Source organism: Bacillus sp. RC51 (assembly GCF_044908115.1).
Lineage (GTDB): Bacteria > Bacillota > Bacilli > Bacillales > Bacillaceae_G > Bacillus_A > Bacillus_A mycoides.
The window spans coordinates 137,547-152,169 of sequence record NZ_JBIYCW010000010.1; the positions used below are offsets into that span (position 1 = coordinate 137,547).

General features: G+C 37.9%; 13 protein-coding genes. 8 read left to right on the top strand and 5 right to left on the bottom strand.

The features are described from left to right. The first annotated feature begins 5 nt into the window (after nt 1–5). Complete coding sequence (locus ABH959_RS19705; RefSeq protein ID WP_002016357.1) at nt 6–515, top strand: YwhD family protein; 510 nt, start codon at nt 6–8, stop codon at nt 513–515. Nucleotides 516–547: 32 nt separating this feature from the next. Here the strand turns inward: ABH959_RS19705 and ABH959_RS19710 are convergent, their stop codons facing one another. Both ABH959_RS19710 and ABH959_RS19715 read right to left on the bottom strand, forming a co-directional pair. Then, nucleotides 548–2,599, bottom strand: a complete 2,052-nt coding sequence (locus tag ABH959_RS19710) for a transglycosylase domain-containing protein (RefSeq protein WP_404493073.1) — start codon at nt 2,597–2,599, stop codon at nt 548–550. A gap of 100 nt (nt 2,600–2,699) precedes the next feature. Then, nucleotides 2,700–3,425, bottom strand: a complete 726-nt coding sequence (locus ABH959_RS19715) for a glycerophosphodiester phosphodiesterase (protein ID WP_404493074.1) — start codon at nt 3,423–3,425, stop codon at nt 2,700–2,702. 152 nt (nt 3,426–3,577) lie between these two features. Here ABH959_RS19715 and ABH959_RS19720 point away from each other — a divergent pair, with 152 nt between their 5' ends. The 4 genes from ABH959_RS19720 to speB all read left to right on the top strand — a co-directional run bounded on the left by ABH959_RS19720 (nt 3,578) and on the right by speB (nt 7,259). Next, entirely contained in the window at nt 3,578–3,985 is a 408-nt protein-coding gene (locus ABH959_RS19720; RefSeq protein WP_002016353.1) for a MerR family transcriptional regulator, read from the top strand. 5 nt (nt 3,986–3,990) lie between these two features. Next, nucleotides 3,991–5,154 carry an MFS transporter gene (locus tag ABH959_RS19725; RefSeq protein WP_113936172.1) on the top strand — a complete coding sequence of 388 codons (1,164 nt, stop codon included), beginning with the start codon at nt 3,991–3,993 and terminating at the stop codon, nt 5,152–5,154. Between the two features lie 186 nt (nt 5,155–5,340). Next, nucleotides 5,341–6,168: a polyamine aminopropyltransferase gene (speE, locus tag ABH959_RS19730; protein WP_404493075.1), complete on the top strand. Its 828-nt coding sequence runs from the start codon at nt 5,341–5,343 to the stop codon at nt 6,166–6,168. 218 nt (nt 6,169–6,386) lie between these two features. Further along, nucleotides 6,387–7,259 (top strand): agmatinase, encoded by an 873-nt coding sequence (gene speB / locus ABH959_RS19735; protein ID WP_113936173.1) that lies wholly within the window; start codon nt 6,387–6,389, stop codon nt 7,257–7,259. A 319-nt stretch (nt 7,260–7,578) separates the two neighbouring features. On the opposite strand, the gene ABH959_RS19740 is transcribed toward speB, so the two are convergent. Beyond that, nucleotides 7,579–8,616 carry a PTS sugar transporter subunit IIC gene (locus ABH959_RS19740; protein WP_002068536.1) on the bottom strand — a complete coding sequence of 346 codons (1,038 nt, stop codon included), beginning with the start codon at nt 8,614–8,616 and terminating at the stop codon, nt 7,579–7,581. A gap of 234 nt (nt 8,617–8,850) precedes the next feature. Between ABH959_RS19740 and ABH959_RS19745 the strand changes: the two genes are divergently transcribed. Continuing rightward, a complete protein-coding gene (locus tag ABH959_RS19745; RefSeq protein WP_002130097.1) occupies nt 8,851–9,213 on the top strand; it encodes a YxeA family protein in 363 nt (120 codons plus the stop codon). Between the two features lie 25 nt (nt 9,214–9,238). Here ABH959_RS19745 and ABH959_RS19750 read toward each other — a convergent pair whose 3' ends face one another. Beyond that, complete coding sequence (locus tag ABH959_RS19750) at nt 9,239–10,225, bottom strand: S66 family peptidase (RefSeq protein ID WP_219300798.1); 987 nt, start codon at nt 10,223–10,225, stop codon at nt 9,239–9,241. Nucleotides 10,226–10,427: 202 nt separating this feature from the next. On the opposite strand from ABH959_RS19750, the gene ABH959_RS19755 reads away from it, so the two are divergent. Then, nucleotides 10,428–10,865: a YwiB family protein gene (locus ABH959_RS19755; RefSeq protein ID WP_002089794.1), complete on the top strand. Its 438-nt coding sequence runs from the start codon at nt 10,428–10,430 to the stop codon at nt 10,863–10,865. Beyond that, complete coding sequence (gene argS, locus ABH959_RS19760) at nt 10,865–12,535, top strand: arginine--tRNA ligase (protein ID WP_002016342.1); 1,671 nt, start codon at nt 10,865–10,867, stop codon at nt 12,533–12,535. The genes ABH959_RS19755 and argS overlap by 1 nt, the downstream gene beginning before the upstream one ends. Before the next feature lie 189 nt (nt 12,536–12,724). On the opposite strand, the gene ABH959_RS19765 is transcribed toward argS, so the two are convergent. Then, nucleotides 12,725–14,125 carry a M28 family metallopeptidase gene (locus ABH959_RS19765; protein ID WP_404493076.1) on the bottom strand — a complete coding sequence of 467 codons (1,401 nt, stop codon included), beginning with the start codon at nt 14,123–14,125 and terminating at the stop codon, nt 12,725–12,727. Nucleotides 14,126–14,623 lie beyond the last annotated feature (498 nt).

Below are 14,623 nucleotides of genomic sequence, written 5' to 3' on the forward strand. Positions count from 1 at the left end.
TACATATGACAGAGAAAAAGAAAAAAATCGGTTTTAATATCGTGAAAAATGATTCAACAGATGGACATGGTGGTTTTGGCGTTGGGGCATTAAGTTTAGAAAATATTTCTCCTGTATTTGTTGATGTATTAGAGAAAACTGCGTTCGTTGATATCGGTGCGATGCATGCGCGTAGTACAGTAGAAAAAGGAATTAAGTTTTTAACAAATAAAGATGAAGTTCCAAACGGAAAACCGTTTTGGCTCGTTTGGGTAACAATTGAAAGAACACCAAACGGTGCTTATTACGCAGGTGCAACAGCCTGTGAAATGACAGTTGATCGTGAAATTCGCCGCGGATATAAATCACTTCCAGAGCATGTAAACAAAATGGATAAATCACTAAAGCGTCACATCATGATTGATCATATGGATGAATCATCTAAAAAAGTACTTGGTACATTCTTAAAAGAGCATAATGAAGCAATTTGGAACGAATCTAGTGAAGAATTGCGCCACGCATTATTAGGCGAATAAAAATAGCTGACGGATTTCCGTCAGCTATTTTTTTACCACGGGAGATATTTTTTCCACCAACCCGCCTTTTTCTTCTCTTCACTAACCTTTTCGAACTCTTCCTTATCATCAACGTGATCCATACAATACTCTGTTGGCTCTGTACCTTTTGCGAAATACATTTTCACAGAAATGGGACAGTTTTTTGTAGCAATCTTACCGTTTTCAGGATTAACATCGACTGCAACAACATCTGCTGGTTGTTTGAATTCTTGTTTAGGCTGTCCATCTAATCCTTTTTCCATTGTATCGGTCCATATTTTTTTTGCGTATCCTTGTTCTGCTACGTTTGAAATGGATTTAGGTTGATCGTATCCAATCCAAACCCCTGTTACGAGCTGCGGGGTAAATCCAATCATCCAACTATCAGTTTCTGTAGAACCAGACTTTCCAGCATATGTTCTTGATAATTTTGATAACATCGATTGACCGGTCACAGCGGCATAACTGCTTAGTTTTTTATTAAACATACCTGCCATCATTTCTTCCATCACAAAGGCTTTGCTTTTATCTAGAACTTGTTTACTTTCTAAATGAGCGTCGTATAGCATATTTCCTTCGTGATCAACGATGCGCCTTATAAAGATTGGTTTTACTTCTTTCCCGCCGTTTGCAAACATGCTATAAGCATTGACCATTTCAATTGGTTTTACAGGAGATGTGCCGAGAGCAAGAGACGGAACATCTTTTAATGCGCTAGTAATACCGAATTGCTTCGCTGTTTTTGTAAGAATGTCTTCGCCTAAAAATAGATTTGTCTTCACAGCATATACGTTATCAGAAACAGCGAGTGCTTGTGCCATTGTCACAAAGTCGTCTGCATAATAGTTTTTATAATTTTTCGGTTTATATTTGGAAACACCGTCACCTAAAGTGAATACAGTGTATTCGCTTTTTAAGCGCGTAGCAGGGGTGAATCCTCGTTCTAAGGCTGCGTAATATAGGAATGGCTTAAATGTAGAGCCGGGCTGACGAGCGGCTTGTGTAGCTCTGTTAAATTGACTCGTATTATAATCAGTTCCACCAACAAGGGCGGCCACTTCACCCGTTTTTGGATTCATAGAGACGAGGGCAGTTTGGATGTTTGTTGTTTCAGGTATATGATTTTTTACAGCTTGCTCTGCTACAGATTGTAATTTAGGGTCTAGCGTTGTATAAATACGTAAGCCACCTCGCTGTAAGGCTTGCTCATCTAATCCGATATCACGAAGAAGAGAAGCTTGTACAGCATCTTGGAAGTAAGGTGCAATTTCTGCAACTTTTTTCGTATCCAATGAAGCAAAAGTAAGTGTTTCCTTTTTCGCTAAGGTAGCTTGCTGTTTTGTAATATAACCTTGTTCTACCATTTCATCTAATATGAGAGATTGACGCCCTTTAGCACGCTTTTCTTTTAAAAAGGGAGAGTAGAAGCTAGGTCCTTTCGGAATGCCTGCGAGCATACTAGCTTCTGCTAATGTTAATTCTTTTGCAGTTTTATCGAAATAAAGGCGAGAAGCAGCTTCGATTCCGTAAGCACCATGCCCGTAATAAATTGTATTTAAATATCCTTCTAAAATATGATTTTTATTATAGTTCACTTCAAGGCGAACGGTATACATTGCCTCTAATAGTTTACGCTTCCACGTTTTATCATGATCTAAGTATAGGTTACGAGCATACTGTTGTGTAATAGTACTAGCACCTTGTACTTTTGCCATTGCTTTTAAATCGGCAACAATGGCACCAACAATGCGCTTTATATCAAATCCATGATGTTTGTAGAATCGTTGATCTTCAATAGATAGTGTTGCCTCTTTTACATAAGGAGAAATTTCATCAAGAGATACATTATAGCGCTTTTGTGTTTCGTTACTTTGTCCTATAACAGTGTCATCATTAGCGTAAAAGACACTCGTTTGCGGCACTGCAACAGGGGGAGGCCCCATAATTTTTGCAGCTATAATGATAATAAAAAAGGAAAAAACGAAAAAAAGAACACAAGAAAACATTACGGTGAAGAAAAGACGTTTATATTTTTTAAGTTTTGGATTCATAGTTTGATCCATCTTTTTCAGCCCCTCATTAATACAAGCATTATTGTATTAGTATTGAGGGTTTTCGTTTATTTTAAACAATGAAATTTTGAAAACAAAAAAGCCCCTTCAATTAAGAAAGGAGCTCAAAGGCACGTGCTGGCCAATCGGTAATGATGACATCTACACCATAGTCAATCATAGTTTGTAAATCTTTATATTCATTAATGGTGTAAGGACGAAAAACGTATCCTTGCCCCTGTGCTAATTGGACAAACTCTTTCGTTAATAATTGAAAGTTTGGATGTAATCCAGTCGCCTCGCGCCTTTTTGCTTCAGCAATAGGATCTGCAAGTGGTGTATCGTACAAAATCGCTCTTGGAATTTCTGGAGCAATTTCTGCTAATAATGAAACGGAATCGTGGTTAAATGATGAAAATGCAATTTGATTGGATAGATGGTATTCACGAACAAGAGCAACAACTTTTTCTTCAATATCTGGATAATGAAGAACATCTGTTTTTAATTCAATGTTAAGTTGTAAATTTGTTGTAGAGAGCCAAATAAATACTTCTCGTAATGTTGGGATTTTCGCCTCATGGAAAGAAGGATCTTTATGGCTACCAGCATCTAAAGCTTGTAATTCCTCTACAGTTTTTTCAGAAACAAGTCCTATGCCATTTGTTGTACGATCGACGGTTTCGTCGTGAATTACGACAAGTTCACCATCTTTTGATAAATGGACATCAAGTTCAATTCCATGAGCACCAATGCGTTCGGCTTCTTGAAAGGCAATCATCGTATTCTCTGGATGTGTCCCTTTTACCCCGCGGTGAGCGAAAATAAGTGGTTTATTCATGTGAAAATCTCCTTATCATCTCTTTTTCTTCATTATGAAACTGCCTTGGGAAAAATACAATTGAATAGGACAAACATTTACAAAAGTCTAACAGTTGCATAAAAGTTAACGTTAACGTAAAATGTAACAATCAAGTGAAGGGAGGAATAAACATGTATAAAATCGATGAAGTAACAAAGCAAGTTGGTTTAACAAAGCGTACACTTCGTTATTATGAGGAAATTGGTTTAATTCATCCCCCAGAACGAAGTGAGGGGAACATTCGCCTGTATACAGACGAGGACATTGCGAGAATTAAAAGGATTGTGGAAGCGAAAGAAGTACTAGGAATTACGCTTCAAGAAATGCAACATTTCTTATCGTTAAAAGAAAGAATGGAACAAAGAAGAAATAGTGAGAATCCGCGTGACCGTGAAGTGATTCAAGAAATTAAAGAGATGCTTGAAAAACAAGTGCAAACGTTAGACGAAAAAATGGAGCAAATGCAGCGTGTTAAGGCAGAGCTAGAGGATAGTTTAAGCCGTGCAGTTACATTTTTAGAGAATACAAAAGGAGAGTAATCAAAATGGAGAGCAAACAAAAATTAGGGAGATTGATTACAGTGGTGGCTACCTTCCTTGCCTTTTCAGGTATAGGAGTAGTCGACCCAATTTTACCAAGTATTGCTGAACAAATTGGTGCTTCGCATTGGCAAGTCGAGATGTTATTTACAGCTTATATTTTAACGATGGCAATTATGATGTTACCAGCTGGAATATTTGCATCAAGATTTGGTGATAAACGAATGATGACAATCGGTCTTGCGATTGTAACTGTATTTGCATTTATATGTGGTATATCGCAAACGATTGCTCAATTATCTCTTTTCCGCGCGGGGTGGGGATTAGGAAATGCGATGTTCTTCGCAACGGCGATGACATTACTAATTGCATTAAGTAAAGAAGTTCATGAAGCAGTAGGATTATATGAAGCAGCTATCGGTTTAGGGATGGCAGGTGGCCCATTGTTAGGTGGTATATTAGGTGGACATTCTTGGCGTTACCCATTTTTTGCGACGAGTATTTTAATTTTTTTAGCATTTATTTTAGTTTTCTTTTTTGTAAAAGAACCGGAGCGAAAAGTGAAGCGTAAAGCAGCAGGCGTAGGTGAATTACTTAACCTGGTGAAGTATAAACCTTTTATGCAAGGTGCCATTTCCGGGATGTTATATTACTACGGATTTTTCGTCGTGTTAGCATATTCACCACTTATTATGCATTTATCTGCTATTCAATTAGGATTTGTATTTTGCGGATGGGGATTAGCATTAGCTTACGGATCAGCAATTTTAGCGCATAAGCTAGAAGGTAAATATGAACCGAAAACATTGTTAAAAGGTAGTTTACTCGTATTTGCGATTTTCTTAATTGCACTATTCTTCGTTAAAATTATGTGGTTACAAATCGTATTAATCGTTCTATCAGGATTAGCATCAGGCTTAAATAACGCGTTATTTACAAGTTATGTAATGGATATTTCACCTTATGAAAGATCTGTTACATCAGGTGTTTATAACTTCGTTCGTTGGTTAGGGGGCGCGATTGCTCCAATTTTATCAGGAGTCATCGGTCATACAGTTTCACCACAAAGTCCGTTTTTAGTCGGTGGAATTGTTGTGTTAGTTGGTTGCGTAATGATCTTAATTCCGATTCGTAAACCGGTAGAAATAGAGACAGAAGCCCTTTCTTAAGAAAGGGTTTTCTTTCCTATTACAGAGCAAACCCTTTTTACATATATGTTAGAACCCTCTGACTAAAATATATTTTCGGTATTTTTTTACTTTTAACTATACTTTTTGGATGTTTTGTTTTATTTTTGGTAGGGGACATTAATGATGTCCCCATTATAAATTTGCAGCGAAAGGCGTGATTGTACGATGGAACTATGGTTCACTGAAAAACAAACAAAGCATTTTGGAATTACGGCGCGTATTAACCGCACATTACATACGGAGCAAACAGAATTTCAAAAGCTTGATATGGTTGAAACGGAAGAGTTCGGAAACATGCTTATTTTAGACGGCATGGTTATGACGACAGAAAAGGACGAGTTCGTTTATCATGAAATGGTAGCGCACGTACCTTTATTTACACATCCAAACCCTGAGAACGTATTAGTTGTTGGTGGTGGCGATGGTGGTGTTATTCGTGAAGTGTTAAAACACCCAAGCGTGAAGAAAGCAACTCTTGTTGAAATCGATGGAAAAGTAATTGAGTACTCTAAGCAGTACTTACCATCAATTGCAGGTGCATTAGATGATGAGCGTGTAGAAGTAAAAGTAGGAGACGGTTTCCTACACATCGCAGAAAGCGAAAACGAATATGACGTAATTATGGTAGATTCTACTGAGCCAGTAGGTCCAGCAGTAAACTTATTTACAAAAGGCTTCTACGCTGGAATTTCAAAAGCGTTAAAAGAAGATGGTATTTTCGTTGCCCAAACGGACAACCCTTGGTTTACACCAGAACTAATTACAACTGTGTTTAAAGACGTAAAAGAGATTTTCCCAATTACTCGTCTATACACAGCAAACATTCCGACGTATCCAAGTGGACTTTGGACGTTCACAATCGGATCTAAAAAACATGATCCATTAGAAGTAAGTGAAGAGCGTTTCCATGAAATCGAAACGAAATATTACACAAAAGAATTACACAATGCAGCATTCGCATTACCGAAATTTGTTGGCGGTTTAATTAAGTAAGAGCGTTAAATTGAAATAAATAAAGTGTAAGTAACTCATTTAAGGTGTTTGTCTAGAAGGCTTGAACATGCTAGTTACTTACACTGCTACAAATGAAGTAGTCTTCTTGTGATAACAAGAAGGCCCAGGTAAATCGAGAAAGAGGAGCAATGCGCTCCAAATTTGAGAAATAGTGAAAGGTTGGGATACCTTAAGTTCCACATAAGGAGGAAAAGAATATGCGTTTTGATGAAGCTTATTCAGGTAAAGTATTTATTAAAAGTCATCCAAGTTTTGAAGAGTCAGAGGCAGTTATTTACGGGATGCCTATGGATTGGACAGTAAGTTTCCGTCCAGGATCTCGCTTTGGCCCTGCACGTATTCGTGAAGTATCAATCGGTCTTGAGGAATATAGTCCGTATTTAGATCGTGAACTAGAAGAGGTAAAATATTTTGATGCGGGTGATATCCCATTACCATTTGGGAATCCACAGCGCAGCATAGACATGATTGAAGAATATGTAACAAAACTATTAGGTGCCGGTAAGTTTCCACTAGGTCTCGGCGGAGAGCACTTAGTGTCTTGGCCAATTTTTAAGGCAATGGCAAAAAAATATCCGGATTTAGCAATCATCCATATGGATGCTCATACTGACTTACGTGAGTCATATGAGGGAGAGCCTTTATCTCACTCTACACCAATTCGTAAAGTGTGCGATTTAATTGGTCCGGAAAACGTATATTCTTTCGGTATTCGTTCTGGAATGAAGGAAGAATTCGAATGGGCAAAAGAAGTAGGTATGAATTTATATAAATTTGACGTATTAGAACCGTTAAAGGAAGTATTACCGAAACTTGCAGGACGCCCAGTCTATGTCACAATTGACATAGATGTATTAGACCCAGCTCACGCTCCTGGAACAGGAACATTAGAAGCTGGAGGCATCACATCTAAAGAACTATTAGAGTCCATCGTAGCAATTGCAAATTCAAATATAAAAGTAGTCGGAGCAGACTTAGTAGAAGTAGCTCCAGTCTACGATCATAGTGATCAAACACCAATCGCAGCAAGCAAATTCGTGCGGGAAATGCTGCTCGGTTGGGTGAAGTAAAAGCGGAGGCAGCTTGCTCAGAATGTGAGGGGGATGGAGCTTCAGACGTAGAGGCGTTTTTTGCCTCGAAGGAAGAAGTGAAGCCACCGAACATTCTAGCCGCTGTAGCTAGATAAAGTAAAAGTGAAGCCGACTCAAAAAGTGTTTTGAGCCGGCTTCTTTTATTAATAGGTAGGTTATTATTGTCTTATTTAGTAGTTAAGTCGATATCCTTTGTCGAAACGTCGATATATGCGGAGTTGTGTTCAATATAATTTCACTTACCGTCATGCGACATAAAAAAGAGCTATTCTCAAACGATGAGAATAGCTCCCTTTCTTTACGCAACTTTCTCTTCCGAAGTAATTCCGCGAATTTCATCAGCAGAACGGATTGGATATTTGCGGAACACAATGGAACCGACGTATCCAACAATAGTGGTAACGATTCCACATAATACGGCAGCAATCGTTACTTTTATTACATCATTAAATCCGAACAGTACGAGAAGTCCTGGAATTGGTGATGCTGTCCCTGGTGCATTATTAACGAGCTGGAATAGCGACGTAATAATACCGGCAAGCGCACCGCCAACAAAGTTTGTCATATAGATAGGAATTGGATTTGCTGAGACAACATCGGCCTGTGTTAACGGCTCGATTGCCACGGCGATTGTATCTTTCTTTGAACAGATTTTTAGTCGCTTAAAGAAAATGAAGTTCATTGGGGCAGAAGCTGCTACGGCAAGACTACCAATTGCCATTGGTAAACCAGTTAATCCAAGCATTGCAGTTAGTGCCATAGAACTTAATGGAGATGTAGAAATAACTGTTATTAATCCACCAAGCATAATACCCATAATGATAGGACTTTCTGTAGTCGCAACTGAAATCATAGAACCGATTTTACCAAGTGTTGCGTTAACGAGTGGATCCATAAGCATGGCCATTCCGCGTGAAATTGGTGCGGCAATACATAGGATTGCTAAAAATTCTACACCAGCTGGTAATTTCTTTTCGAGAAATTTTACGACGAAAGCACAAACGTATCCAGCGAAAAATCCTGGTAAAATACCGAATCCGCTAGTAGCGATACCGATTAAAACAGCGTATACGGGTGAGACACCGATTGCCAATGCGACTAAAATTGCCGCTGCGACACCGCTCATACTACCAGAAGCTTCTCCTACTGATTGTAAAAAGTCATTATGAAACATTTCTCCACCAATATAACGGTGAAATGCTTCAATAAGAAAACTTGCGATTGCTGCATTAGCTAAAGCGCCCATTGCTTTCATTCCGTAAGGCGCACGGTAACTGAAAAGTGTAAATAGACAAAGTACAACAAGTAATAGTGCTAAACCTTGCAAGATAGCCATTTGAAAACTGTCTCCTTTGATTTTTGTAATAAAAATTTGTATCATTCAATAATAATATAAAAGTTTGTTAAACGGAAAAAATTTTTATTGGGAAATTGCTGTAAGGTGAAAAACTCTTACAATAATGTAAGGAAAGTGTAAGGCATTTCGATAGAGTATAGTATGCCTTTTTTCGTATAATACAGGTATAGACAGACAGTTAGTGAGAAAGAAGTGCAAACAGGAGGCGCATTTATGAAATTGGTAATTAAAGTTTTAGCTGTGTTCGCCATTATTTTAGGAGGAACAGCATATTATTTAAACACGAAAACAGAAGGTGTGCATGCTTTTGTAGACAACTTCTTTTCAAATAAAGAAATACAAGATTATTATGCTGTTATAGATAAAAGTGAAAAAAAAGACGATGAATATTTGTATACATTTAAAGGGTATACAGAAGATGGAAAGCTACAAGTTATTAAAAGAATGGTGAACCGTGAATTGCATACGGGTGCTTTTATAAAAATTTATGCAAAAGGTATGCAGGGAAAAGGATGGGCTGAAATCTCGAAAGAATCAATCCCGCAAAAAGCGTTGCAAAAAATAGAAAAACCATAAAAGGAGCGAATCGTTCGCTCCTTTTTTAGTGAGTTAAAATGGTGATAGCTGAACTTTCTTTATTAGAAATGATTTTTGCCCTTCCGCCAATTGGGAAAGTAAAAATAGGAGTTGTATGTCCGAAACTTGTATTTGCAATGATAGGTATATGTGTAAGTTCAGGCTTTGAAGCAATCATTTCTTGAATGTCTTCTATCGTACATTCTGCTCCTTTTTGCATTCGTCCTATAACAATGCCTTTTACATGTTCAAAGTCAGGTTGCTGCATAAGAGAATGTAAATATCGATCAAAAGTTTTTAGGGTAGATTTTCCTGTTAAACTATCCTCTTCAAGAAATAAAATTTTGCCCTGTAAGCTTGGCATATATGGTGTACCTTGCAGTAAATTAAATGTGCTCATATTGCCGCCGATAATATCCCCTGTAGCTTCTCCTTCTTGAATCGAAACATATCCTTCATTTTTAATAAATTCTCGATTTTCTTGATCCATATACCAAGAGTCATCGCTCCAAGTTTCAGCTGGTAGTATTTCAATAGGTTCATGAGAAGTTAAGCACTTTAAAAAGTAATCGGTCGTATAATCGAGCCCTTTCTCCATTCCAAATGAAGAGAAGTGAGGACCTGAATATGTAACTAAGCCTGTTTTAGCATAAATCGCGTTAGTTAAAGCGGTAATATCAGAATAACCGCAGAAAATTTTCGGATTTTCTCGAATTAAATCATAATCGAGATGTTTCAATAAACCGTTAGAGTTGTATCCGCCAAGTGTCGTCAAAATGGCTTTTACATTAGGATCTCTAAATGCTTCGTGGAGGTCTTGAACTCGTGAAGAAATAGAAGAGGAAGCGAATCGATCTATCTCATCAGCATATTTTGAGAATGTAACTTGAAAGCCTATGTCGGTTAATCTTTTTATAGCAAGGTCTCTGTTTTCATTTGAGACAATACTTAAACTACAAGATGGTGAAATAACCCTTATTTCATCACCTTTTTTAAATTTTGTTGGTAGCACCAAATTCACCCCTTAAAATAAAAGAATATTTAGATTTAAAAAATATTTTAACATATGAAATAAAGTGAAGGTGAATTATTTTTTGAAAAGGAGTTTTCCTGATTTTTCAGCAGACAGACAGAGTCTTTTTTTGATATGATAGGAAAAGTGATTTATTATAAGTAGTATTTAATATCTATAACATTTGAAGGGTGTGCAAGACGTGAAGAAACAACTTGCAGGCTTGCCGGTACACGTTCATTTCGTAACAGAAATCCGTGAAGGGGCGAGGAAGGAAACCGTTGCTTTTGAAGCAAATGGTCAATACTATGTAAAAGGTCAAGGTACATATATAACATTCCAAGAGCCGAACGAACAAGGCGAAGTGAAAACAATTATTAAAATTCAAGATGAACAAGTTCTCATTATGCGTTCAGGTGCTATTTCTATGCGTCAGACGCATGTGAAAGGTGAATGGACAACTGGTACGTATACGAGTGAACTTGGTACGTTTGCATTGCAAACGAAAACTGATAACGTTCTTTTTAAATGGTCGGATGAAAAGAAAAAAGGACAACTCTTCTTAACGTACGCATTGCTTCTAAGTGAACAAGAAGCTGGCAGATATACAATTACACTTAATTTGAAGGAGGCAAAATAATGAATTCTTTAGAACAAGTAAAAGGATTGATTAAAGAAGAAATTCAAGCTGCTGTATTAAAGGCAGAACTAGCGACAGAAGAACAAATTCCAAACGTTGTATTAGAATCTCCAAAAGATAAAACAAATGGTGACTTCTCTACAAATATGGCAATGCAACTTGCACGCGTTGCGAAAAAAGCACCTCGTATGATTGCAGAAGAATTAGTTGCAAACTTCGATAAAGCAAAAGCTTCTATTGAAAAAATTGAAATCGCTGGTCCTGGTTTCATTAACTTCTACATGGATAATAGCTACTTAACAGACTTAATCCCAACAATCGTCAACGCTGGTGAAGCATACGGTGAAACGAATACTGGTAAAGGTGAAAAAGTACAAATTGAGTTCGTATCTGCGAATCCAACAGGCGATCTTCACTTAGGACATGCACGTGGTGCGGCAGTAGGTGACACTTTATGTAACGTATTAGCAAAAGCAGGATATGATGTATCTCGTGAGTACTACATTAATGATGCTGGTAATCAAATTCATAACTTAGCTCTTTCTGTTGAAGCTCGTTACATGCAAGCTTTAGGTTTAGAGAAAGAAATGCCAGAAGACGGTTACCATGGTGCGGACATCATTGGAATCGGTAAACGTTTAGCTGAAGAGTTTGGCGATCGTTATGCAAAAGCTGATGCAGAAGAAAGCTATGAATTCTATCGTTCATACGGTTTAAAATATGAGTTAGCAAAACTTCAAAAAGACTTAGCAAGCTTCCGTGTTAACTTCGATGTGTGGTTCTCAGAAACATCATTATACAAAAACGGAAAAATTGATCAGGCTCTTGCTGTATTAAAAGAGCGTGACGAAATCTTTGAAGAAGGCGGAGCAACTTGGTTCCGTTCGATGACTTACGGTGACGACAAAAACCGTGTATTAATTAAAAATGACGGTTCTTACACATACTTAACGCCAGATATCGCTTATCACCGTGATAAATTAGAGCGTGGTTTCGATAAGCTAATCAACATTTGGGGTGCTGACCACCACGGTTACATTCCTCGTATGAAAGCTGCTATTCAAGCACTAGGCTACGATAAAGAAACACTTGAAGTAGAAATCATCCAAATGGTACAACTGTACCAAAATGGTGAAAAAATGAAAATGAGTAAGCGTACAGGTAAAGCAGTTACACTTCGTGAGCTTATGGAAGAAGTAGGCGTGGACGCAATGCGTTACTTCTTCGCAATGCGTAGCGGTGATTCTCATTTAGACTTCGATATGGACTTAGCTGTATCAAAATCTAATGAAAACCCAGTATACTATGCACAATATGCACATGCTCGTGTATGCAGTATCCTTCGTCAAGGTGAAGAGCTAGGATTAGCTACAGGCGGAGACGTGAATTACAAACTTGTTACTTCTGAGAAAGAAGTAGAGTTACTGAAAAAACTGGGTGAATTCCCAGCTGTAGTTGCGGATGCAGCGCAAAAGCGTCTGCCACACCGCATTACAAGCTATGCATTTGAATTAGCAGCAGCATTACACAGCTTCTACAATGCAGAAAAAGTATTAAACCAAGATAACTTAGAATTAAGTAAAGCTCGTTACGAATTAATGAAAGCAGTACGCACGACACTTCAAAATGCATTAGCAATCGTAGGAGTATCTGCACCAGAAAAAATGTAATAAAGAAAAGCGGAAGCGGCTCGTTCAGAATAGGAGGTGGATGGAGCTCCTGACAGAGAGGCGTATTTTGCCTCAGAGGAAGGCGCGAAACCACCGAATATTCTAGCCGCTGGAGCTGGACAATAAAGAAAAGCAGAAGTTTATAAAAAGGCAATCACAATAACATGTGGTTGCCTTTTTTGATCTGTATTAAGCTGCTTTTTGACCTGTTTGAGTAACAGGTTTTTGAAGAGTGTTATAAACACCAGTTCCGATAACTTCCAATGCCATTTTCATACGTTCAGGCGAAATGTTTTCTAATACATTATCTTGAGGCGTGTGATATACCTTTTCGATATGATAGATTAATGGATTCCAACTATCGACGCCCATCCAAATAAATAGTGCAGAAGGAATACCCACTTCAGCAAATGGTACGTGATCACTAGAGCCAAATTTTCCTTGGAGAACGAGATCATTATTTAATTGTTTACCTGCTTGTAAGGCAGCATCTGTTACAAGGTTTGTTGAGCCATCAGGAGTCATTGCATATAAATTTTTTGCTTTATCATAATTTGTTGCAACCATGTCTGCGTTAAAGACACCTAAAATTCGATCACGTTCCTTTTGGGACAGGCTATTAACATAATAATCAGAGCCAAGTAAGCCAGTTTCCTCAGAACCAAAAGCAATAAAACGAATTTCTTTATCAGTTTCTACATTTTGAAAAGCACGAGCCAGTTCTAATACTAATCCTGTACCAGAAGCATTATCATTTGCCCCAGGTGCTCCAACGACACTATCGTAGTGTGAACTTACAACGACGGCCTTTTCATTACCTGTACTATTTTTTGGTTTCTTTTTAGCGATGACATTTAAGGATGTCAGATTAGATTCATGTCTCGCTTTTAGGGAAAGAATTGTTGTCTCTTTTTTAGCGATTTCTTCTTTAAATGCATTTCCTTGAGCATAAGCAAGACCGAAGACAGGGATAGCCTGTTTTTTAGTTAAGCGAGGATTGAAAGTTTGTCCATAGTTCCCGCGTCCGCCAATTAAGCTGTATAACAGAACACCTTTTGCCCCTTTACTAACAGCATTTTCAACCTGTTTATTATAATCTGCTACTGTTGCACCTCTTTCGAATAAAACAATTTTTCCGTTTACCTCATTTGGAATATCGTCTAATTTTGTACCACCTTGAACAAAGATAAGCGGAGCTGTAACAGCTTCTGTAGAAATTAGTGCATTTGGAGCAGCACCAGCTTGCCAATTACGCTTTGTCCCTAATGGTGATTCGATAAATCCAACGTATTGATCCGGCACTTGAAAGGGCTGATACTCTACTTCATATCCCATTGATTTAAGCTTCATACCAACATAGCGAGAAGCCCATTCTTCTGATTTTGTACCACCTGGACGGGGACCGATTGTTTCGGATAAGAAACGGATATGCTCGATGGCGCTGTTTGCATCAACTTGTTTTGTAATAGGTGGAGTCTGTGTAATTTCTGACGTGGAATCAGCTTTTGCTTGTCCGATTGGAGCCAAGCTAACGGCGAGTGATACAGCAAGCAAGGAGCTTACTATTTTTTGTTTCAGTGATTTTCTCATTTTTTCCTCTCCCATTCTTCTATTCTCTCTGACTGACAAAAGAAGACGGATAACGACTATATCCCGCTATTTTTGGGCAGTAAAACCCCCATCTCAAAATTCAGCTGTAAAGCAAAGAAGTTAGATGGGAGTCGGGCTGCCCGTAAAAGCCCGATTGGTGTGGGCTAATAATCAATGAGAGATGGACAAAACCCTCACTGATTAAAGTTTCACTTTATCTTACCTTTATATATCTGAATTTTCAATAAATATATGTTGAGAAATAAAAAACGCTATATGCACATTTGCATATTTTCAGCGGATATATGTATGCTATCATTTTAAATGAAGGTTCGCTTTCTGTTCTGAAGGCTCCTACATTGCATGAATCTAGTGTACCCAAACTTTAGATTATGTAGGGAAAAGGGATCCGTTATAGGGTTTCTTTTCTTTTGTTTTGTTTCAATCACGTGATGGTAACTATGTTTCCGCATTTCATAATTGTCATCAGTGATATAT

Coding starts and splice junctions, on each gene's coding strand:
- ABH959_RS19715 (WP_404493074.1), bottom strand. CDS start 3,425: ATGAATAAACCACTTATTTTCGCTCACCGCGGGGTAAAAGGGACACAT.
- ABH959_RS19720 (WP_002016353.1), top strand. CDS start 3,578: ATGTATAAAATCGATGAAGTAACAAAGCAAGTTGGTTTAACAAAGCGT.
- ABH959_RS19710 (WP_404493073.1), bottom strand. CDS start 2,599: ATGGATCAAACTATGAATCCAAAACTTAAAAAATATAAACGTCTTTTC.
- speB (WP_113936173.1), top strand. CDS start 6,387: ATGCGTTTTGATGAAGCTTATTCAGGTAAAGTATTTATTAAAAGTCAT.
- ABH959_RS19765 (WP_404493076.1), bottom strand. CDS start 14,125: ATGAGAAAATCACTGAAACAAAAAATAGTAAGCTCCTTGCTTGCTGTA.
- speE (WP_404493075.1), top strand. CDS start 5,341: ATGGAACTATGGTTCACTGAAAAACAAACAAAGCATTTTGGAATTACG.
- ABH959_RS19740 (WP_002068536.1), bottom strand. CDS start 8,616: ATGGCTATCTTGCAAGGTTTAGCACTATTACTTGTTGTACTTTGTCTA.
- argS (WP_002016342.1), top strand. CDS start 10,865: ATGAATTCTTTAGAACAAGTAAAAGGATTGATTAAAGAAGAAATTCAA.
- ABH959_RS19725 (WP_113936172.1), top strand. CDS start 3,991: ATGGAGAGCAAACAAAAATTAGGGAGATTGATTACAGTGGTGGCTACC.
- ABH959_RS19745 (WP_002130097.1), top strand. CDS start 8,851: ATGAAATTGGTAATTAAAGTTTTAGCTGTGTTCGCCATTATTTTAGGA.
- ABH959_RS19705 (WP_002016357.1), top strand. CDS start 6: ATGACAGAGAAAAAGAAAAAAATCGGTTTTAATATCGTGAAAAATGAT.